Genomic DNA, 20342 nt, shown 5'->3' on the forward strand with positions numbered 1-20342 from the left:
CCACCTTCCTCGTCCAGCACTGGCTGGGCGCCGAAGGCATGCCACGCCGCTACGCCGACTACGCCAACGAATTCACCGCACTCAACGCCATCTCCAGCGCCGGCGCCTTCCTCCTAGGCGTATCGACCCTGCCGTTCCTGTGGAACATCTGGCACACCGCCCGGAAAGCGCCACGCGTCCGCGTCGACGACCCCTGGGTGTACAGCAACTCGCTGGAATGGGCGACCTCCTGCCCACCACCCCGGCACAACTTCACCGCGATCCCACGGATCAGATCGGAACGGCCCGCCTTCGACCTGCACCACCCGCACACCGGGGTGCGGCCCGCCCTCGCCGGAAGAGCCGGACCGGAGGAGGAAGGCTGACCCCGCCCACCGTTCCGGATCGGGGCCCGGGAACGGCTTCCGGCACGAACGGCACCACGTAGCCGGACCCGCGCCGATGTGGCGGCGACACCGGAACCCGCCCTTCCGCTGTGGCGGGTGACAGAAATTCCACGGCCCGGTGGCCTTGCATTTATCCGATGTTACGGTCAGGCCGGTGAGACCGTTTCCCGTAGCCGGGAAGCGGAATCGTTTCCCAGGCATGCCGAAAACGCAAAGGCCCCGATTTCCCACCCCCGTGGAGCCGTGCGACATCAATGGCGGCTCCTCTCCCGCGGCCCCGACCGAGGAGAAGGCTCATGCCGGCCCCCGCCGAGATTTCCAGCAGAACGTCCCGCCCGCCGTTCCCGCGACGCTCCGGCATCGCCCGGTGCGCGGCCGGCGCGCTGCTCGCCTCCGGTGCGGTCGCCGGCCCGCTGGCGTCGCCCGCCTCCGCCGCCTGCGGCGACCGCGCCTACAACGCCGTGGTGCAGCGGAGCCTCACCTCGTGGACCGCCAGTAACGGCGGCTCCACCGTCTACCGCGGCTCCGACTTCCGGGCGGCCGTGCAGGCGGCGATCGACAGCCTCCGGCCGGGGCGCACCGCCAAGGAATGGGTGCTGGTGAACGGCAACGGCTCGATGAGCGCAGGGAGCCGGATCTCGCTGCGCGACCACACCGGGATCGACCTCTGCGGCACCGTCAACGTCACCGGCTCCGGATCCGGCGACAACGCGCCGATCTACGCCCGCGACGTGCGCGACGTCGAGGTCGGGTACCTCAGCCTCACCGGCCGGCCGCTGTACGGGATCTTCATGCGCAACGTCCAGGACGTGGTCCTCGGCGATATCCAGTTGCGCGTCTCCGGCGGGCTGGGCGTCCGGATCGACAACCACGGCAACCGCGGCGTGCGGTCCCGCAACATCCGGATCGGCCAGGTGTACGCGTCGGGAACGAGCTCGCACGGGGTGGAGACCTACGGGGTCGACGGCCTGAGCATCGACCGGGTGACCGCCCGCGACACCGGCGAGTCCGGGCTGCTGCTGAACGACACCGTCAACGCCACGGTGGGCCGGGTCGACGCCGACGGCGCCGGCACCGGCACCGGGTACGCCGCGCTGCGCTTCGCCAACCGCAACGGCCGGATCGGCGGCGGCTATCCCACCAACATCCGGGTCGGCAGCGTCAAGGCCCGGGGCGGCGGCCGGGGCGTCTTCTGCGTCTCCGAGAGCGGCGGCGCCGTGATCGACGAGGTGGACATCGCCGACACGGGAAGCAACGCCATCCTGCTGGAGAACTGCTACAACATGACGATTGCCGGCCGGTCGGGAACGGTGAGCGGGGGCGGCGAGATCCGCATCGCCGGCCGCACCGAGTTCCCGCCGTCCCGGGACATCACCCTGAGCAACCTGACGGTGCGGAACACCACTATCCGGTGGAGCCCCTGCACCGGGAGCAACATCGTCCTGCGCAACGTCACCCGGCAGAACTCGGCCCTCCACTGGTGCTGACCCCCACCGGACGCCCGTGCGCCGCACCGGGGGCGGGACCGGCGCGGCGCACGGGGTGGCGTCCACGGATCGCCGTGGGTGGACCGTTCCACCAGCAGAGGCGGACATCGCGGACATACAACCCGATCTTGGTGAGATGGGTCACATCACCCCAACGCGCTGCGAGTTCCACCCCCTGCCGAAACCACAGGTCACGGCGACGGGTTAAAGATTTCATCGAAGGCGCACGGCCCATCCTGGTAATGAATTTATAGAAATGGATGTGCTAGACCCATCGGAGATTCACGAGAAAGCGCGGGAAGGCGTCGCGGGAGCGGCGCGCCCGCACGTGGAGAGGATTCCCATGGGCACATCGGATGCTCGACTGGTCGGACAGGTGGTCGACACGACCCGCTATCCCCTGTCGGACCCCACGAGTGCCGATTGGCAGGCCGTGGTTTCCCGCACCCGGCAGGAGCTGCAGAATTCCGGATGCAGCGTGCTGCCCGACTTCATCCGGCCCGCGCTCCAGGAGGCATTGCAGTGGGAATGCGCGAAGATCGCCTCGCAGGCACATTACGAGGTGGAGACGGTCAATGCCTACAACATCGCCACCGACTCGTCGCTGCCGGCCGACCACCCGGGCCGTATCGCCATTCAGCGTGGTAACGCCTTCGTGGCACGCGACCACATCCCCGCCGACTTCATCGTCCACCGGCTCTACACCAGCGGGTTGTTCCAGCGCTTCGTCGCCGACTGCTTCGGGCTGCCACGCGTGCACGAACTGGCCGACCCCCTGTCCGGGCTGTGCCTCAACGTCGTCAACCCGGGCATGGAGCACCCCTGGCACTTCGACACCAACGAGTTCACGGTCAGCCTGCTCACCCAGCGGGCGCAGGCCGGCGGCGTCTTCGAGTACTGCCCGAACATCAGGTCCGCGCAGGCGGAGAACTTCGCCGACGTCCGGTCCGTGCTGACCGGCCACGGCGAGCACCTGACCCACCGGCTCACCCTGCGCCCGGGCGACCTCCAGCTCTTCAAGGGCCGTTACTCGCTGCACCGGGTGAGCCCGGTGGCGGGCGACACGGCCCGGCACACGGCGATCTTCGCCTACAGCGAGCGCCCCGGAGTCGTCGGCAGCGTGACCCGCACGAAGCAGCTCTTCGGCCGTGTCCTGCCCGAGCACCTGGCGGCCGAACGGCGCGCCGTACGCGTCGACCAGCTCCTGGATTGAGCACGGCCTAGGGGTTCCGAACCGCCGTCGATCCGCGATCCAACGAGGACACACCCCGTGCGCGTTGACACAACCGGAAAAGTCTCCCTCGACCACATCTACACGAGCCCCGACCCGCGCGACTACTTCGGCACCCTGCGCGGGCTCGACTACCAGATCCCGCAGCTCGCCAAGCCCTACTTCGCCCGGCTCATCCGGGAGTACCGGCAGGCGCGGCGCGTCCCGGTGGCGAACGTCCTGGACATCGGCTGCTCCTACGGCATCAACGCGGCCCTGCTGCGATGCGACGCCACGATGGACGAGCTGTACGAGCGCTATGCCGGCCCCGACGCCGCCGGGTACACCCGCGACTCCCTACTGGCCCGCGACCGGCGGCTGGTCCGCGCCCGCGGCCACCTGGAGCAGGCCCGGTTCATCGGCCTCGACACCTCCCACCACGCCCTGTCGTACGCGCTCGCGGCCGGCTTCCTCGACGCCGCGGTACACGCCGACCTGGAGGGCCGGGATCCCACGGAGCAGGAACGCGGCCGGCTCGCCACGGCGGACCTCGTCGTCTCCACGGGCTGCCTCGGCTACGTCACCGAAAAAACCCTCTCCCGGGTGATCGCCGCGCATGGCGAGCGGCTGCCGTGGATGGCGCACTTCGTGTTGCGGATGTTCCCCTTCGACCCCGTGGCGGAATGCCTGGCCGAGGCCGGGTACGAAACCGCACGCGTCGACCGGGTCTTCGCACAGCGGCAGTTCGCCACCGCACAGGAGCAGGCGCTCGTCCTGGACCGGCTCGCGGACGTCGGCGTCGATCCGCGCGGCCTGGAAAGCGACGGCCGGCTGTACGCACAGCTCTACATCTCTCGCCCGCGGGGCACGAAAGACTGCACGACGATGGACCTCGCGCCGCCCAGGAAGCAGCCCCCGAACCGTCCAGATCGAGGATCGACATGACCAGTGGCCAGAACACCACCTTCGCCTACGAGGACAGCCTGCCGCGCATTCCCCTGCCCACCCTGGAGGAGAGCTGCGCGCGGTTCCTCGAATGGTGCGCGCCGTTGCTGACCCCCGATCAGCTGGCGGCCACCGAGGCCGAGGTCGCCGCGTTCCTCCGGCCGGACGGCCCCGCCCGCCGGCTGCACGCGGCGCTCCAGGAGTACGACGCGCAGGAGGGCGTGCACAGCTGGCTCGACACCTTCTGGCCGTACCGGTACCTGGGCCGCCGTGACCGCATCGCGCTCAACGCGAACTTCATCTTCCTGTTCCAGGACACCGGGCAGAGCCAGGTCGAGCGGGCGGCCGGGCTCGTCGCCTCGGCCGTCGGCTACAAGCTGCTGCTCGACGACGAGCGCATCCCGCCGGTCGTCCAGCGGGGCCGGCCGCTGTCGATGGAGCAGAACAAGTTCCTGTTCTCCACCACCCGGATCCCCGGTCCCGTGCAGGACACCGTCCGCGCGCCCTACAGCGAGGAGTGGCCGGGGCCGTCCCGGGCACGGCACATCCTGGTCTTCCACCGGGGCAACATGTTCCGCCTGGACGTGCTGGGGCCGGACGGCCGGCCGTACTCCCCGGGCGACCTCGCCGCCGGGCTGCACGCGATCATGAAGGCCGGGGCGGCTCCGGCCGCGCCGGGCACGTCCGTCGGGCACCTCACCACCAAGGCCCGGGCCGAGTGGGCGGCCAGCCGGGAGGCGCTGCTCACCCACCCGGGCAACGCGGACGCGCTGGAGACGGTGGAGACCGCACTGTTCTGCCTGTGCCTGGAGGACCTCGTCCCGGCGGACGACCTCGCGGCGTGCGACCACCTGCTGCACGGCGACGGCGGCAACCGGTGGTTCGACAAGGCCGTGTCCCTGATCGTCTTCGCGGACGGCCAGGCGGGCATCAACGTGGAGCACTGCGGCCTGGACGGCACCACGATCCTCAGCTTCGTCGACACCATCCTGGGCTCCCCGGCCGGGGAGCACCCGGAAGCCCCCGCCCAGGGCGAGCCCGACTTCCGGCCGGTGGAGTTCGCGCTCGACGACGCGCTGCGGGCCGACGTCCAGGCCGCCGCCGACGCGTTCGCCGCCTACGGGGCGGCCACCGCCGCCACCACCGTGTCGTTCGAGGACTTCGGCGCGAACCACGCCAAGGAGCTGGGCGTGTCACCGGACGCGTTCGTGCAGCTGGCCTACCAGCTCGCGCACCGGCGGGCCAAGGGGCTGGTCGGCGCCACCTACGAGTCGATCGCCACCCGGCAGTACCGCCGCGGGCGCACCGAGGCGATGCGCGTCGTCACCCCCGAGGTGGTGCGGTTCGTCACCGCGATGGACGACCCCGCCGCCGACCCGGCGACCCGCCGGGCCGCGTTCCTGGCCGCCGCCGCCAAGCACGTGGCGCGGGCCAAGGAGTGCCAGGCCGGGCAGGCGCCCGAGCAGCACCTGTGGGAACTGCAGCTCATCGCGCAGCGGCGCGGCGCCGAACTGGGCGTGACCGAACCGCTCGCGCTGTACGAGACGCCCGGCTGGACCGTCATGCGGGACGACTACCTGAGCACCAGCTCCGCGCCGTCCACCAACATCCGGTACTTCGGTTTCGGCGCGACCAGCGAGAAGTGCATCGGCATCGCCTACGTGCTGCTCCCCCAGCGGTTCAACATCTACCTGAGCACGCCCCGCCCGGTCGCCGACGCGATGTTCACGTTCGCCGACCGGCTCCGCGAGGCGATCGGCGAGCTGCGCCAACTGCTCGCCGCCACGCCTCCGGAGCCGGACGCGCACGGCGAAATGGCAGGCCGAGCCGGCTGAAGCCCGTCCCGAAGTAAGGCCAGAAGCCTCCCTCCGGTACCGGCCGCACCCGCCCCCAGAGGAGTTCCTGCCAGCGTGATCACGCTGGCAGGAGCCCTGGGGACGGGCGCGGCCGGTACCGGTACGGCCGGGGCGGGCGGAAAACTCCTTGCGGCCCGGAACCGGGGGCTGCCACCATCGGGGCATGATCGAAAGTAAAGGCGGCCTCGAAGTCGCCCGATGAGCGGCCCGGCCACCGACTCCCGGCACCTGCACCTGGCGATCGGGATTCGCGATGAGTGGCTGAACCACGGACTGTCCACCTCCTCCGCCGACCGATCCACCGCCGAAGCGGCCATCACCGGCCTGTACCGGCTGATCGGGGCGGCGCCGCCCCGTTTCGTGTGGGTCGACTCCCCCGGCGCCGCACTCGCCGTCGGGCCGGACATCGGCTCCGGCCCCTCCCCGAGACGGCTACGCGCGATCTCCGCACCGAACACCCTGGCCGGCTGGCCGCTCGCCTCCCGGCTGGCTTCACTGCTGTCCACCCTGCGCGACGAACTCGACCGGCACATCGACCACAGGACGGCGTCCAGGCGCCCGCCACCGGCCGGCGACCCGGCGACGTCCATCCTGTTCCAGTCCCCGCAGGAGGCCCTAGACCGGGGCGCCGACCTGGAATCCCTCCTGGACGTCACGGTGCGGGACTCGCTGCGCGGTTCCCTGCACGACGCCGTCGGCGCGCCACTGCGCACCGCCTTCACCGAGCAGGGCCACGTCCCGCCCAGCCTCACCTGGTACGGGCAGCACGACGCCCACTGGATCGCCCGCTACGACGTCCGGCGCCGGCTCGGCAGGTTCACCGTCCGGCCGAAGGTCGGCCGCGAACTCGACCTGTGGGCCGCGGTGGCGCGCTCGTGCGGCTGGTGGTGGCCCGCCGACGGGATCTGCGTCGTGTCCGAGCGGCCGGCGGCCGTCCACGTCGAACCGCTCCCCGGCGCCCTGCACGGCGAGGTCCGGCTGCACCACGACGACGGCCCGGCCGTGCGCTATCGCGACGGGTGGGGCGTGCACGCGCTGCACGGCACCCACGTACCGGACTGGGTCGTCGACGACCCGACCGTGGAGCGGATCCTCCGCGAGCGGAACGTGGAGGTGCGCCGCTCCGCCATCGAGCGGATCGGCTGGCAGACCTACCTCGACCGGGCCGGGCTGCACCTGGTGGGGACGGCTCCCGACCCCGGCAACCCGGGCTGCGAACTGCGCCTGTACGACGTGCCGCCCATGGCGTGGGGCCCGCCGGCGCGGGTGCTGCTCGCCGTCAACGGCTCGGTCGAGCGGGACGGCCGGCGCCGCCGGTACGGGCTGACCGTCCCGGCGAACCTCGAGGACCCGATCGCGGCCGCCGGCTGGACGTACGGCCTGTCCGGCGAGCAGTACGCCCGGCTGATCCGCCGCACCTGAACACCGGCCGAACGCCGGAACCGAACCGACGAACCCGAGGTGATGAACATGACCGTGACCCTTGCCGATCTCACCGCCCGCACCGGCCTCGACGTCCTCGACCATCTGGAGCGGGAGGCGACCGTCCCCGTCATCGACGGGCTCCAGGCCCAGGGCGACCTGATCGTCGTACCGCTCGCGCTCGTCGCGGGCCAGGTCGCCGCCTATGGGTGGGCGCACTGGCGCGCGGTGCCTCCGGAGGGGGTGGAGTTGCTGCGCAGCGCGTCCGGCGGCAACCCGCATACCCTCGTCGCCGACCCCGGGGCCTGCCGGTGGACCACCAACGTGGGCGACGCCGAGCAACTCGCCCTCGGCATGATCGAGGCCACCGGGCCCGCCTACCTGATCCACCCGGAGCACGGCGGCACCGGCCTCGCGCCGGGCTCCTACGTGATCCGCCGCCAGCGGGAGGGCACGCGCGACGTCCCCCGCCGCAGGTTCGGCCCGAGCGCGGGCGCCTCCGTCTGGCTCATCGCCGACTGAGCCGGGCCCGGAAAAAAAATCCGAACTCGTGTCGCGGGGATGTCGAGGACGGCCGGGCCTGCTTCGACCCCGGGTGACAGCGCCGCACGGGGCGGCGCCGGACACGAGGAGCCCGACCGTGAAGTACATGCTGATGATGCAGTTCAGCGCGCAGTCCGACGTTCCCCCCATGGACACCTGGACGCCCGACGAGGTCAAGGCGCACATCGAGTTCATGCACGAGGTGAACCAGCGGCTCACCGAGACCGGGGAGCTCGTGGGCGGGGAGGGCCTGGCCGCTCCGGACCAGGCCAGGATCGTGCGCGCCGGAGGCGGTGCCCCCGTCGTCACCGACGGCCCCTACCCTGAGACGAAGGAGTTCCTGGTCGGCTTCTGGGTCATCGAGTGCGAGAGCCTGGAGCGGGCGACCGAGCGGGCCGCGTACATCTCGGCCGCGCCCGGCCCCGGCGGCGCGCCGCTGAACATGCCGATCGAGGTGCGCCAGGTGCTGTCGGGACCGCCCGAGGAGCTGTGAGCGCTGGACGATCCACCCGTCGACGACCTGCTGCGCGAGCTGGCGCCGCAGGTCGTCGGCGTGCTCACCCGGCGCTTCGGCGACTTCGCCACGGCCGAGGACGCCGTCCAGGAGGCGCTGCTGGACGCCGCGGCGCAGTGGCCCCGGGATGGCCTGCCCGGCAACCCGCGGGGCTGGCTCGTCCAGGTCGCCTACCGCCGGATGGTCGAGCAGGTGCGCGGCGAGCAGGCGCGCCGCCGCCGGGAGGAGCTGGCGGCGGCGCAGGCGTCCCCGGAGGGGTGGGCGGCGCCGCCGGCCGACGACGCGCTGGAGGCCGACCGGGACGACACGCTGAGCATGCTGTTCCTGTGCTGCCACCCGGCGCTGACCCCGGCCTCGGCGATCGCGCTGACCCTGCGGTCCGTGGGCGGCCTGACCACCGCCGAGATCGCCCGGGCCTTCATGGTGCCCGAGGCGACCATGGCGCAGCGGATCAGCCGGGCCAAGCAGCGCATCAAGGCGTCCGGTGTCCCGTTCGGCATGCCGGCCCCCGAGGAGCGGGCGCGGCGGCTCGGCTCGGTGCTGCACGTGCTGTACCTCATCTTCAACGAGGGCTACGCGAGCAGCGCCGGCGCCGACCTGCACCGGGTGGAGCTGTCCCGCGAGGCGATCCGGCTGGCCCGGATGCTCCACGGCCTGCTCCCCGGTGACGGCGAGGCGGCCGGGCTGCTGGCGTTGATGCTGCTCACCGACGCCCGCCGCCCGGCCCGGACCGGCCCGGGCGGCGTCCCGATCCCGCTGGCCGAGCAGGACCGCGACCGGTGGGACGGGACGGCGATCGCCGAGGGGGTCGCGCTCGTCACCGCGGCCCTGGCCGGCGGTGCGGTCGGCCCCTACCAGCTCCAGGCGGCGATCGCCGCCGTCCACGACGAGGCGAAGACGGCCGAGGAGACCGACTGGCCGCAGATCCTGGCGCTGTACGGCCTGCTGGAGCGGATGTCCGACAACCCGGTGGTCTCCCTCAACCGCGCCGTCGCCGCCGCCATGGTGCACGGCCCGGCCGCCGGCCTGGAACTGCTCGGCGCGCTGGAGCACCGCCTCGCCGACGGCCACCGCCTGCACGCGGCCCGGGCCCACCTGCTGGAGATGGCCGGCGACCGGCGGGCCGCCCGCGACGCCTACCGGACGGCGGCGGCCCGGGCGACGAACATCCCCGAACGCGACTACCTCACCACCCGCGCCGCCCGCCTCGCCGACGGCCCCTGACGAAGTGCGGCCAGCAGCCTCCTTGCGCGCCGGTGACGGCTGCGCCGGCCGGTTGCGTCCCTGAGTCTGCGCCTGCGCGTCCCCGGGCCTGCGCCTGCATGCATGATCCTTCAGGATCCGGTGCGCTGGAGTGCCCCGGATGCTGAAGGATCAGCGGGCAAGAGCCCTGACCTGGTGATCCTTCAGCTTTCAGGGCGGTATAGCGCACCGGACGCTGAAGGATCTTCACGCCGGTGGCAGTTCCAAGGTCTACGTGAGCTGGGGTGCCGTCACCGGGTGATGCCCTCATGGGCGCGTCCATGAGCCGGTCGGCCGGGTGGTCTCTTCGGTGCGGCGGACGAGGTGTTCGGCCAGGTCCTGGAGGTCGAGCAGGGGGCGGCGGACCGGTCGGCCGTCGGTGTCGTTGAAGGTGAAGGCCGTGGGTTCGACGCGGATGTTCAGGCCGCAGGGGAGCGAGACCAGGGAGACGCCGGGGGCGTTGTTGATGAGGACTCTGTTCACGCCTCGGTAGGTGAGCAGTGTGCGGAGCCGTCCGGCGGCGTGGGCGGGGGCGAGCAGGCAGTCGCGGGGCCACGGGTCGGGGAGCGGGAAGGCGCACCAGACCGCCTTGCCGGGGATCAGGCGCTCGCCGAGGCGGGAGCGGGAGGGGTGGGCGCCCCAGCCGGCGGCGACGGCCGCGACGATGCCGAGCCCGCGACCGTGTTCGGCCAGGGGAACGGCGTCGGCCCGTGGAGAAGGTGCGGCCGGCAGGGGGAGACCGGTGCGGTCGGTGTCGAAGGCGGTGACGACCAGTTGCGGGCCGGGGTGGACGCGCGCCCAGGTCCACAACTCGGTCTGCGCCGCGGAGGTGCCGCGCCGGGTGGCGTGCAGCAGGGTGTTGGTGGCCAGTTCGGAGACGGCCAGGGTGGCGTCGTCGATCAGGTCGGCGGGCAGGCCGAGAGCCGCCATCGCGGCGCACAGGCGGGACCGGGCATAGGCCGCACAGGTCTCGTCGTCGGGCAGCCGCCAGGCGCACGCGCCGCCGTACCGCAGGTGCCGGGGGTCGCCGACCGCCTGTCGGGGCGTCGGCGCCGGAGGGTTGGTCATGCTCCACCACCAGGGGGAATGAGGCCGCACCTGCCTCGAAGGGATATGACCGGCGGGACGTGGCTTCCCGTCTGTGGTGGCATCGTGACGCACAGCCACACCCTTCGACAATGGATTCGGCAGAAAATTTTCTCTTAAATCAAACGCCACGCAGACGCTCGGTTTCTGCGACAGACTGGCCGTATGACGACCACGGGAAGCGGGCGGGGCGGAACATCGGCTCCCACCGTGCGGTTGCGCCGCCTGGGCAGGGCGATGCGACGGATCCGGGAGACACGGCACCTCACCTTGGAGGAGGCCGGCGCCGGGATGGAACGCAGCATCTCCTCGCTGAGCAAGTTCGAGAACGGCCGCATCAAGCTCCCGGCCCGCGACGTGAAGGCCATGCTCGCCTTCTACGAGGTCGACGACCAGGCCACCTGCACGGCCCTGCTGACGCTCGCCCGCGACTCCCACAAGCGCGGCTGGTGGCAGCAGTACGGCGACGTGGTCACCCCGTCGTACGCCGACTTCATCAGCCTGGAAGCCGACGCCGCCGCGATCCGCGGCTTCGAGACCATCCTGATCCCAGGCCTGCTGCAAACCGAGGACTACGCCCGCGCTGTCATGACCGCGGTGCCAGGGTTGTCCGGCCCGCTGAACATCGACCAGCTCGTGGCCGTCCGGATGGCGCGGCGCTCGATCCTGGAACGAGAGAACCCGCCACGCATCTGGATGATCCTCGATGAAGCGGCGCTCCATCGCCACATCGGCGGAGCAGGCGTCATGCGCTCACAGCTCCTGCATGTCATCGAAATCGCAGAACTCGACCATGTCGTTGTACAGGTCATGCCTTACGAAGGCGGCGCACACGCCGGTACCGCAGGTCCCTTCACCATCCTGGAGTTTCCCGAGCTGGCAGATCTGGATGTCGTATTGGTCGAGTCCTTGACCAGCGGCCTGTATCTGGAAACCGAGGATGAGATACGCCGGTATAATCTGGTATTCGACCACTTGCGCATGTCTGCGCTGCCTGAGGCAGCCTCCAAAAAGCTGATCAGGCAGGTCGCCCAGAAACTTCAATGACGGGAGAGTGCAGCGGCATGACCGAGCTCGATCCGTCGGTGGCCGCCTGGCGCAAGAGCAGCCGAAGCACCGCCGAACACAACTGCGTCGAGACCGCCCGGTTGGCCGACCGTATCGGCGTCCGTGACTCCACAACCCCCGAGACCGGCCACCTCACTTTGACCCCGTCCGCCTGGACCTTCCTCACCACCCGTATCAAGGCCGGCGAACTCGACCTGTGACCGCTGGCACTCGACCCGGGACACCGCAGAGGCCCCTGACCTCGCTTCGGGACGGGACGCGGGCAGTCGAACGACACCGTGGTTGAACGATCGTCCGGTTCCTCGCGAGGCGGCGGGCCGTCAGCGGACGAGGTCCGCGTAGTTGCGCATCCGGGCCGCGGCCTCGGCCAGGTCGGTGGAGGCCACCACGCAGGCCGTGATGTGGGCGTTCATCGTCTCGTACAGCCAGGGCGGGGCGGCGTCGTGCGCGCGCAGCCGGGCCGCGAGGTCGCGCAGCCGGACGGCACACTCGGCGAGCGCGTCGGCGTCGGCGCCCAGGGTGTGCGCGTGGGCCAGCAGGGCGGTGGAGTCCGCAGGCATCGGAACCTCCTTCGGATCAGCCGGCCAGCGCTCAACCGGTCGGCGCTCAACCGGTCAGCACGGGAACGCCCGCGCCCCGGCGAGTCTGGTGGGCGGGGGCGGTCAGGCACAGCAGCGGGCGGGCGCCGTCCAAGCCAAGGTCGCGCAGGTGCCGTGCCAGGGGGTGGTCGGAGGTTCCGGCCGTGAGCCGGGCCCGGGGCAGCGGGTGGGCGCGGCCCCGGCCCCAGGACTCCACGCAGGAGCGCAGCGCGGTGCCGTCCCGGTGGGAGTAGACGACGAGGTCCCGGTCCATGGTCGGGAACCACGGGCCGAGCGGCCCGTGCAACGTCATGATCACGTCGTCGGGGGTGCCGGCCGCGACGCGGGCGGAACGGCCGCCGACCCTGACGTACAGCGGGGCGGTGCCGGCCGCGTGCCCCCAGATCTCCCGGGCGGCGGCGCACGCCGCGTCGGTGCTGAGCACCGTGTCGACGAACCGGGTGCCGGAGCGGCGGTGCTCGGCGGGCCGGAAGATGTCGCGCCAGATCTGCAGCGGCCGGGGCCGCCACGGGTCGTGCACGACGACCCCGAGGTCGACCTCGCGGTAGCCGCCCAGGCTGGTCCGCCGGTTCTCGAAGGCGTGGATCGCCACCAGGGCCCGGCCGCCCACCTGGACGGGGCGGCCGGGCGCCGCCGCGCCCAGCAACTCCGCCGCGGCTTCGGCGTCGGCGGCGAAGTAGGCGGTGAGGACGCCGCCCTCGTGGCATCTGACCGGCAACTCGACCGGCCCGCCCGCGGTCTCCACCTGGTGGGTCGGCACGGTCAGGAAGGGGAAGCCGTCGGGGTACGGGGGGCGGTCGTAGAGCCGGTAGACCTGGGATCGGGTGACCCGGCCGCGGTACGGCTCCAGGTTGCGGTCGATCTCGGCGCGGGCCTCGGGGAGGTCGTGGGCGAGGTTGGCCGCGTAGTGCTCGACGCTGTGGCAGGCCGGGAACAGGTGGGTGGGGTCGGTGTAGTCCACCACGTACCAGCCGGGGTGCAGGTCGAAGCAGGTGCCCGCGCCCTGCCCGTCGAGGCTGGGGATGATGTCGTGCTGGTTGGTGACGCTGGCGACCCAGGTGTGCGGGGACGCGGGGCGTTTGAAGTCGACCGGCGACCCGACGGCCACGGCGTGGGTGACGGTGTAGCGGGCGCAGAACGCGGGGTCCTGCGCCAAGCTCATGATCGCCGCCCCGCCCGCGCTGTGCCCGATCAGCGCGATCTCGGCACCGGCGGGGACACCGAAGTCGTCGATCGCCCGGACCAGGGAGCGGCTGTAGGGGGCGCTGTCCAGCAGGGTGCTGCTGAAGGCGCCGAGCAGGTCGCCGGGCGATTCGTCGTCGGGCTTGCCGATCTTCATTCCGGGGGCCTGGACGACGTAGCGTTCCACCCCGTCCGGCCCCCGCACGGCCTGCACCAGAGCCCGGCCGGTGGGGCCGATGGCGGCGAGGTTGGCCAGGAAGTCCAGCAGCGACCCGCCGCCGCTCAGCAGCGCGGCCTCTGCGGGGGACGGGTCGGCCCGGCGGGCGGCGCCCTCCCCGACGTCGAGGACCGCTATCGCCCGGTTGCTCAGCCCGGTGATCGGGTCGGCGCTGGCCGTGCGCACCCCGGACGCGATCAGCCAGGCCGTGTTGTCGTTCAGCGGGTTCTGGTCGAGCAGGGCCCGCAGCGCGAGGATCTCACCGAAGATCGGGGCGATGGCGGTGAGCGCGCGCGCCGCGCCCCGGTCGCGCACCAGGGCGCACAGTGCCCGGGCCGACTCGATGTCACGGTCGGCCGCGACGGCCTCGTTGAGCCGGCGCACCATCGGGTCCTCGGCCAGTTCCGGGTTCTCCAGGGTCACGGCGGTGATGCGCAGCCGGAGCGAGGTCGTCATGACCCGGACGGCCAGGCTCTCGGCACCGGCCATGCCGCCGAGCCGGGCGCCGAGGGTGCCGAGCCGGCCGCCGGCCACGGCGTGCCCCAGCCCGCCGCGGTCGGTCACCGCGCGCAGCAGCGCACGGTGGGCCCGCCCGCCGACGGCCGGGGCGCGGGGCAGGGCGCCGAGGACGCTGCCGTCGGCCAGGGCCGCCGTGGCGTGCACCGACGCCTCGCGGAGCACCACCGCGACGTCGGCCAGTTCGCGGGCGGCGGCGCGCAGCGGGCGGGCCGCCTCGTCGGGGGACGGAGGGGAAGCGGTCACGGGGACTCCAGAGGTGCTCAGCGCGCGCCGCGCCAGGTCATGCTCACGAAACGGGGCTGCGGGTCCTCGGGGACATTGCGGTGGAGCACGTCCGACAGCGTGCGCGTGGTGGCGATGATCTTCATGCCGAGCGGGGAGAAGGTCTCCGCGTTCAGCACCCGGGGGGCCAGCAGCGGGTTGGTCAGCGCCTGGGAGAACGCGTCGATCGCGATGATCTTGGTGAGCAGGGGTGGCAGCACGGCCTGCGGCGACCCCGGCTCCTCGGCGAACAGGCCCACGTACAGGTCGAGGTCGTCCACGCTCCGGTAGAGGTCGCGCAGCGCTTCGCTGACCCGGGGATCGCCGGAGACCTGCTCGAAGCGGCGCACCCGGGGGAAGCGGCAGTGCGCCCGGTAGTCGTTGTAGGGGGCGAGTTGGAGGGCGCGCGAGTCGGCGATGCTCGCGACGTCCACATCGCGCAGGCCCGGATCGGTGTTGAACAGGCAGATGCGCCCGGCCCGCTGCTCGGAGGCGTCCTCGAAGAGCCGGCCCAGCCCCACCTCGGGGATGAGCGCCGAGCCGAACAGGGTCTCGGCGACCGGCGTCTCCCTGCCGCCGACGTCGAGCGTGGAGGGGATCAGGCTGTGCCAGCGGTACACCAGGTTGAACTCGACCGAGGCCCAGTTCTCCCGGTGCCAGGGCACCCGCTCCAGATGGGTGCTGAGCCTGGGGTCCAGGACGAACCGGAAGTGGTACGGCGTGATGTGGTTGATGTACTCCTCGACCACCAGTTTGATCACCAGGGTGATGATAATGTTGCGCGCCGTCTGGAAGAGGCGCTCGTCGTCCCAGTCGCGGTAGTGCTCGGCCAGCAGGCGCGCCACCCGGTTGTGCTCGCGCAGGAAGAGCACGGTGAGCATGGTGAAGCCGACCTGGACGTTCCCCCGGTCGCCGCCGAGCGCGAACAGGGTGTCGCGCCGGGCCTCGGGCAGCATCTCGAAGCGGACCACGCTCAGGTCCGCGAACTCGGGCTTGATCTTCCCCTGCTCGCACAGGTACGGGGGGAACTCGCCGCCGTTGACGATCTGGCTCTTGAGCAGGCCGCCCTCGAAGGTCCGGACGGCGGCCGTCGCCGTGGCGTCGAGCCCGTACAGCGGGTTCAGGTCGATGTGGTGGTTGGAGGTGCTCCGGCGCGGGTCGCGGGGCTCGCTGACGTCGCTGCGCAGGAACCCGTCGGTGAACCACTGGGCGAAGTAGGCGAACAGCACCGTCGACTTCGGGCACGGGATCATGCTGTCGCCCCGGGTGAAGAGGTCCGCGGCGCGCTCCACCGGCGGCCGGCCGCTCTCCTGGTCCGGGACGGGCGGCAGATGCCGGCCGCTGTAGGTCCGGTCGGTCAGCGAGGCCCACGAGGTGTAGGGGGCCATGGTGCTGAGCGGTTCGGGGCGCCCGGGCATCTCGCGGATCGCCTGGTCGATCAGGGTGGCGTTGAGGCGCCGCCGCACGGGCTGGACGCGCTGGGCGGCGTTCCACAGCGGCCGCCCGTGCGTCAGGGCCAGGAACCTGAGCCGGTTGACCGCACCGTCGGTGGCGATGCTGCGGGCCTTGGTCTGCTTGTCGGCCATGCTCACATTCCCTTCTCGCCGGGCGCGCCGAGCCCCAGCACGAACCGGTCGGGGAAGACGTCCCGGTCACGGACGACGGCTCCCTCGGGCGGCGGGAGCAGGCGCAGGCCGGGGCGCCGCAGCAGGCGGCGCGTCACCTCGCAGACCACCGCGGCGCCGGGGTGCGCGCCGACACAGGCGTGCGGGCCGTGGCCGAAGTGCAGCCGGACGTGGTCGGGCCGGTCGAGGCGGAAGGTGGCCGGCTCGGTCACGGCGCCCTCGTCGAACATGGCGGACGCCACCGCGGCCAGCACGAGGGAGCCGGCCGGGACGGTCGTCTCGTGCGGGGTGCCCGCCGCGAGGACGTGCTCGCGCTCGCACACCCGGGCGATCAGCTTGAGGAACGGGTCGAACCGCAGCGCCTCCCACACGTGGGCGTCGAAGCGGTCGGGGTCGGGGTCACCGGCCGCCGCGGCGGCCTCGGCGCGCACCCGCGGGCTGCCCAGGATCTGCCCCACCAGGTGCACCATCGACCCCGCGGCGTTCTCCAGGAACCCCAGGAGCAGGGTGGCGGCGTTGATGACCAGGCGCTCGTCGTCGAAGCCGAGTTCCGCAGGGAGCGCCGTGCGCAGCAGGCGGCCGAACACGTCCTGCGGCGGCGGGTCCTGCCCCGACGCGAGCGCGGCCCGGCGGTCGGCGAGCAGGGCGCGCAGGTAGGCCATCATCTCCTCGCCCGCGCGCACCGACGCGGCACGGAGCGCGGGGTCGCCCGCCAGGTTGGCCGTGACGTCGGTGATCACCGCCCTGGACCAGCGGGACATGGTCCGCGCGTCGGGCCCGGGGAAGCCGAAGTACTCGGCGCACACCCGCAGGGGGACGTGCCGGAACAGCTCGCCGACCGCCTCGATCCGGCCCCGGGGCGCGGCGGCGTCCAGCGCCTCGTCGGCGATCTTCCCGGCCAGGTCGCGCACCCGCGGCACGTCCTCGGGAGCGAGCATGACCTGCATCAGGCCCTTCTCCCGCCAGTTGATCGCGGTGGCGTCGCGGCTCAGCATGACGGGCCCGCCCAGCGCGGCCTCCAACCGCGGGGTGTAGGCGCCGACGGTGAAGATCTGCTCCCGGGAGAGCATCTCGGTGACGTCCGCGAAGCGCGTCACGACGGTGAAGGCGGGCGTGACCAGGACGGGCCGGTGCGCGCGGAGCTCCGCGAAGAGGGGGCGCCACTCGGCGCGCAGCCACCCGGCCAGCAGGCCGAGCCCCGCCATGGGGTCACGCGCCGCGGCCGCTTCGTACCTCGCCAGGTAGCCGTCCGGGGGCGGCTGGCCGATCGGGTTCATGCAGGCTGACCTCCGCTCAGTGAGCCGTGCGGAGGGCGGCCGGACCCCGCTGCCGCGCCGGCCCGCCACCCGGTGATCACTTTCCGTGGCCAGAAGCTAGCCGACCGTTGCCGCCACCACAAGATTTGACTACGAAAAGTAGAAGAATAAGTTCCGAGAGTAATGATTTCTTGGCCTCCGGGTGACTACTGGCACGCCGAAGACCGGCCGTTGAATGGCCGCGGGCGCCCCGCCCCGACACGAAGGAGGCCGCATGCCCGCACGCCCGAACCGGCCGGAGCCCGTGGCCGCCGGGATGGTGGCGATCTCCACCGGACGCCGGAACGCCTATCTGGTCGTCCTGGTGGTGCTGCCCGTGCTGGCGCTGGCGGCGGCGGTCGTCGTCGTCTGGGGGCGGGGCATCGGGGCTCGCGATGTGGTGATCGCCGGCGTCATGTACGTGATCAGCATCTTCGGGATCAGCGTCGGGTACCACCGGCTGCTCACCCATCGCTCCTTCAAGTGCCGCCGGCCGCTGCGCGTCGGGCTCGCGGTGGCCGGCGGCCTGGCCCTGGAAGGGCCCGCCACGCTGTGGGCCGCCGAGCACCGCCGCCACCACAAGTACGCCGACCGCCCCGGCGACCCGCACTCCCCGTGGGCCTACGGCGACGGCGGCCTGGCCCTGCTGCGCGGGCTGTTACACGCCCAGGTCGGCTGGTTCTACACGGCACGGCACCGGTCGAGCCGGCGGCACTGGGTCCCGGACCTGCTGGCCGACCCCGACATCCGGCGGCTCGACGCCGCCTACCCGGCCGTCGCGGCGCTGTCGTTCCTGCTGCCCGCCGCGGCCGGCGGGCTGTGGTCCATGTCGTGGTCCGGGGCGCTGACGGCCCTCTTCTGGGGCGGGCTGGTCCGCTATGCCGTGGTGCATCACGTGACCTGGTCGGTCAACTCCATCGCGCACACCTTCGGCAGGCGTGACTTCGCCACCCGCGACCGCTCGGCCAACGTCCGGTGGGTGGCGCTGCTGACCTTCGGCGAAGGCTGGCACAACTGGCACCACGCCGAACCCGCCTGCGCCCGGCACGGGGTGCTCAAGGGACAGTTCGACGCGAGCGCCCGGCTGATCCGCTGCTTCGAGCAGGTGGGCTGGGCCCACGACGTGCGCTGGCCCGACCCGGCCCGCCTGGCCGCCCGCCTGGAGGACGCCCGCGCCGGCCCCGCCGGCTGAGTGCGTGTGGTCGGCACGAGCCCAGCAGACCACCCGTGTACGGTCAGTGCGGCCCAGCAGACCGTCGGCTTGGGGTCAGCGTGGGTTCAGCGGGACGTCCCGTCGTCGGTGGCCGCGCGCAGCGCGCCGACCACGGCGGTCAGCTGAGCGAGCAGGCCGGACACCGTGGTCTGGTCGGCGCCGCCGATCGTCACCGTCCGCAGCTCGTCGGGCTTGGGCAGCTTCGCCATGACCTCGGGCAGCGCCGCGATGAGCTGGGCCTGGATGCTGGCGGGGGTCCGCTCGTTCTCCATCGCGGCCCGCGCCCCCTCCCGCTCCAGTTCCAGCAGGGCCTGCTCGTGCCGGGACTGGGCGCGGGCCTGGACCAGGGCCAGCTCGCCGTCGAGTTCCAGCCGCTTGAGCTCCTGCTCGCGCTCGATCCGCAGCCGGCCCGTCTCGGCCTCCTCGGCGTGCCGCTCGCGTTCCATCCGCAGCGCGTGCCGGGTGGTCTCGGTCTGCAGCTCGGCGACCTCGCGGGTGTCGTCGTGCTCGCGCTTGGTGCGCCGCAGCCGCTCGGCCGTCTCGGTGTCGAACCGCTGCGCCTCGTTGCGGGCCCGCAGGTCGGCGAGTTCCCGCTCGTACTCCAGGCGCTGGGTCTCCTTGAGCCGCCCGGCCGCCATCTCGCGCTGCCCGATGGTCTCCTCGGCCGCCAGTTCGGCCAGCCGGGCGATCTGGGCCTGCTCGGACCGGTAGGGCTTCTGCAGGTTCTCCCAGAGCCGGGACGAGCTGACCACGGCCTCCTTGATCTGCACCGTGACGATCCGCAGCCCCAACCCTTGGTCGCCGGTGTCCTCGCCCTCGGCCACCGCGCGCAGCCGGGCGGTGAGCTCCTCGATGATGGGCTGCTTGTCGCTGAGCACGTCGCGCACGCCCATGGTCGAGACCTTGTCCTTGATGGCGGCCTCGGCCTGCTCCTTGAGCTGGAGGTTCACCAGCCGCATCGGATCGTGGGCGTCGCTGAAGTCCAGCTTGCGGTAGGCGGTACCGAAGTCCTGGATGATCCACTGCACGTAGCCCTGCACCAGCACGCCCTGCAGTTCCTGGCAGATGCAGTACGCGTTGATCAGGATGGTCTGGGTCGCGCCCGGCACCACCAGGAAGGAGTCCGTCGCCGGGTTGTACCGGAACGAGACGCCCAACCCGACGTGCAGCGGAGCCTCCCGGCCCCGCCGGGTGTGCACCACGAAGGCGTTCGGCGGGACGAGCACGTTCTTCCACCGCCAGAACCCGCTGATCCGCACGTCCACCGGGCCCGGCGCGGACCGGTCGGGGGCCGTCCCGCCGAGGGCCCGGTCGCGCTTGGCCAGCGGCCCCGGCGGCGGGGGCATCCCCGGGGGGGTGGCGGCGGCGGGGGCGGCGCTCCGGCGGGCCCGCAGGTCGTCCTCGAGGACGGCCTGCTGCGCGACGACCTGTTCGAGGTAGGTGTTACTGCCCTTGTCGGCGGCGCTCATCGGCTCCTCCTGGGTGATCGCCGCCGAGTCTCGCCCACCGCGCCTTACCCCCGCAACCGGTAAAAGCAGATGGTCTTGGATCACCCCGTCCGGCTCGGCCGATGTCGCTTTTTCCGGTGGATGCAAGATCGGTGCCGGGTGACGTAACGTAGCCGATCATGACCATGCGTCGCGGAGAGTGACCGAATAGGGCGCTCTTCATC

General features: G+C 72.2%; 17 protein-coding genes and 1 pseudogene. 12 read left to right on the forward strand and 6 right to left on the reverse strand.

The window, feature by feature from the left end:
- From DPM19_RS32280 to DPM19_RS32320, 9 genes and pseudogenes are all read left to right on the forward strand, one after another.
- Nucleotides 1-365, forward strand: a pseudogene (locus DPM19_RS32280) (cytochrome ubiquinol oxidase subunit I); the annotation flags it as partial.
- Nucleotides 366-682: 317 nt separating this feature from the next.
- Nucleotides 683-1873: a hypothetical protein gene (locus tag DPM19_RS32285; protein WP_233511022.1), complete on the forward strand. Its 1191-nt coding sequence runs from the start codon at nucleotides 683-685 to the stop codon at nucleotides 1871-1873.
- A 343-nt stretch (nucleotides 1874-2216) separates the two neighbouring features.
- A complete protein-coding gene (locus DPM19_RS32290) occupies nucleotides 2217-3086 on the forward strand; it encodes a HalD/BesD family halogenase (protein WP_111871887.1) in 870 nt (289 codons plus the stop codon).
- Nucleotides 3087-3143: 57 nt separating this feature from the next.
- The gene (locus tag DPM19_RS32295; protein WP_111871888.1) at nucleotides 3144-4028 is read left to right on the forward strand and encodes a class I SAM-dependent methyltransferase; all 885 of its coding nucleotides are present in this window, start codon (nucleotides 3144-3146) and stop codon (nucleotides 4026-4028) included.
- Nucleotides 4025-5863, forward strand: coding sequence for a choline/carnitine O-acyltransferase (locus DPM19_RS32300; protein WP_111871889.1), 1839 nt, complete (start codon nucleotides 4025-4027; stop codon nucleotides 5861-5863). Before DPM19_RS32295 ends, DPM19_RS32300 begins: the two co-directional genes overlap by 4 nt.
- A 219-nt stretch (nucleotides 5864-6082) precedes the next feature.
- Nucleotides 6083-7306: a DUF6745 domain-containing protein gene (locus DPM19_RS32305; protein ID WP_111871890.1), complete on the forward strand. Its 1224-nt coding sequence runs from the start codon at nucleotides 6083-6085 to the stop codon at nucleotides 7304-7306.
- Nucleotides 7307-7354: 48 nt separating this feature from the next.
- A complete protein-coding gene (locus DPM19_RS32310) occupies nucleotides 7355-7828 on the forward strand; it encodes a hypothetical protein (protein WP_233511024.1) in 474 nt (157 codons plus the stop codon).
- A 127-nt stretch (nucleotides 7829-7955) separates the two neighbouring features.
- Complete coding sequence (locus tag DPM19_RS32315; protein WP_111871964.1) at nucleotides 7956-8342, forward strand: YciI family protein; 387 nt, start codon at nucleotides 7956-7958, stop codon at nucleotides 8340-8342.
- Nucleotides 8343-8345: 3 nt separating this feature from the next.
- Nucleotides 8346-9587 (forward strand): RNA polymerase sigma factor, encoded by a 1242-nt coding sequence (locus DPM19_RS32320; RefSeq protein WP_111871892.1) that lies wholly within the window; start codon nucleotides 8346-8348, stop codon nucleotides 9585-9587.
- 285 nt (nucleotides 9588-9872) lie between these two features.
- Here DPM19_RS32320 and DPM19_RS32325 read toward each other — a convergent pair whose 3' ends face one another.
- Entirely contained in the window at nucleotides 9873-10673 is an 801-nt protein-coding gene (locus DPM19_RS32325) for an ATP-binding protein (RefSeq protein ID WP_111871893.1), read from the reverse strand.
- Between the two features lie 183 nt (nucleotides 10674-10856).
- On the opposite strand from DPM19_RS32325, the gene DPM19_RS32330 reads away from it, so the two are divergent.
- Nucleotides 10857-11738 (forward strand): helix-turn-helix domain-containing protein, encoded by an 882-nt coding sequence (locus DPM19_RS32330; RefSeq protein ID WP_111871894.1) that lies wholly within the window; start codon nucleotides 10857-10859, stop codon nucleotides 11736-11738.
- Nucleotides 11739-11755: 17 nt separating this feature from the next.
- A complete protein-coding gene (locus DPM19_RS32335) occupies nucleotides 11756-11959 on the forward strand; it encodes a DUF397 domain-containing protein (protein WP_111871895.1) in 204 nt (67 codons plus the stop codon).
- Nucleotides 11960-12079: 120 nt separating this feature from the next.
- Here DPM19_RS32335 and DPM19_RS32340 read toward each other — a convergent pair whose 3' ends face one another.
- Genes DPM19_RS32340 through DPM19_RS32355 form a run of 4 tightly spaced genes read right to left on the reverse strand, consistent with a single transcriptional unit; the run spans nucleotide 12080 to nucleotide 17439 of the window.
- Nucleotides 12080-12319 carry a hypothetical protein gene (locus DPM19_RS32340; RefSeq protein WP_111871896.1) on the reverse strand — a complete coding sequence of 80 codons (240 nt, stop codon included), beginning with the start codon at nucleotides 12317-12319 and terminating at the stop codon, nucleotides 12080-12082.
- Between the two features lie 46 nt (nucleotides 12320-12365).
- Complete coding sequence (locus DPM19_RS32345; protein WP_111871897.1) at nucleotides 12366-14519, reverse strand: alpha/beta hydrolase family protein; 2154 nt, start codon at nucleotides 14517-14519, stop codon at nucleotides 12366-12368.
- A 17-nt stretch (nucleotides 14520-14536) separates the two neighbouring features.
- Nucleotides 14537-16123 carry a peroxidase family protein gene (locus tag DPM19_RS32350; protein ID WP_111871898.1) on the reverse strand — a complete coding sequence of 529 codons (1587 nt, stop codon included), beginning with the start codon at nucleotides 16121-16123 and terminating at the stop codon, nucleotides 14537-14539.
- A 2-nt stretch (nucleotides 16124-16125) separates the two neighbouring features.
- Nucleotides 16126-17439, reverse strand: coding sequence for a cytochrome P450 (locus DPM19_RS32355; RefSeq protein ID WP_111871899.1), 1314 nt, complete (start codon nucleotides 17437-17439; stop codon nucleotides 16126-16128).
- A 253-nt stretch (nucleotides 17440-17692) separates the two neighbouring features.
- Here DPM19_RS32355 and DPM19_RS32360 point away from each other — a divergent pair, with 253 nt between their 5' ends.
- Entirely contained in the window at nucleotides 17693-18649 is a 957-nt protein-coding gene (locus tag DPM19_RS32360; protein WP_111871900.1) for an acyl-CoA desaturase, read from the forward strand.
- 86 nt (nucleotides 18650-18735) lie between these two features.
- Here DPM19_RS32360 and DPM19_RS32365 read toward each other — a convergent pair whose 3' ends face one another.
- Nucleotides 18736-20139 (reverse strand): SPFH domain-containing protein, encoded by a 1404-nt coding sequence (locus tag DPM19_RS32365; protein WP_111871901.1) that lies wholly within the window; start codon nucleotides 20137-20139, stop codon nucleotides 18736-18738.
- Between the last annotated feature and the right edge of the window lie 203 nt (nucleotides 20140-20342).

It is taken from the genome of Actinomadura craniellae (assembly GCF_003289645.1).
Taxonomy (GTDB): domain Bacteria; phylum Actinomycetota; class Actinomycetes; order Streptosporangiales; family Streptosporangiaceae; genus Actinomadura_D; species Actinomadura_D craniellae.

Bases quoted from the DNA above. Each gene is read 5' to 3' on its own strand.
- DPM19_RS32290 (WP_111871887.1), top strand. From the start codon at position 2,217: ATGGGCACATCGGATGCTCGACTGGTCGGACAGGTGGTCGACACGACC.
- DPM19_RS32360 (WP_111871900.1), top strand. From the start codon at position 17,693: ATGCCCGCACGCCCGAACCGGCCGGAGCCCGTGGCCGCCGGGATGGTG.
- DPM19_RS32335 (WP_111871895.1), top strand. From the start codon at position 11,756: ATGACCGAGCTCGATCCGTCGGTGGCCGCCTGGCGCAAGAGCAGCCGA.
- DPM19_RS32365 (WP_111871901.1), bottom strand. From the start codon at position 20,139: ATGAGCGCCGCCGACAAGGGCAGTAACACCTACCTCGAACAGGTCGTC.
- DPM19_RS32315 (WP_111871964.1), top strand. From the start codon at position 7,956: ATGCTGATGATGCAGTTCAGCGCGCAGTCCGACGTTCCCCCCATGGAC.
- DPM19_RS32355 (WP_111871899.1), bottom strand. From the start codon at position 17,439: ATGAACCCGATCGGCCAGCCGCCCCCGGACGGCTACCTGGCGAGGTAC.
- DPM19_RS32340 (WP_111871896.1), bottom strand. From the start codon at position 12,319: ATGCCTGCGGACTCCACCGCCCTGCTGGCCCACGCGCACACCCTGGGC.
- DPM19_RS32310 (WP_233511024.1), top strand. From the start codon at position 7,355: ATGACCGTGACCCTTGCCGATCTCACCGCCCGCACCGGCCTCGACGTC.
- DPM19_RS32305 (WP_111871890.1), top strand. From the start codon at position 6,083: ATGAGCGGCCCGGCCACCGACTCCCGGCACCTGCACCTGGCGATCGGG.
- DPM19_RS32300 (WP_111871889.1), top strand. From the start codon at position 4,025: ATGACCAGTGGCCAGAACACCACCTTCGCCTACGAGGACAGCCTGCCG.
- DPM19_RS32325 (WP_111871893.1), bottom strand. From the start codon at position 10,673: ATGACCAACCCTCCGGCGCCGACGCCCCGACAGGCGGTCGGCGACCCC.
- DPM19_RS32350 (WP_111871898.1), bottom strand. From the start codon at position 16,123: ATGGCCGACAAGCAGACCAAGGCCCGCAGCATCGCCACCGACGGTGCG.
- DPM19_RS32330 (WP_111871894.1), top strand. From the start codon at position 10,857: ATGACGACCACGGGAAGCGGGCGGGGCGGAACATCGGCTCCCACCGTG.
- DPM19_RS32285 (WP_233511022.1), top strand. From the start codon at position 683: ATGCCGGCCCCCGCCGAGATTTCCAGCAGAACGTCCCGCCCGCCGTTC.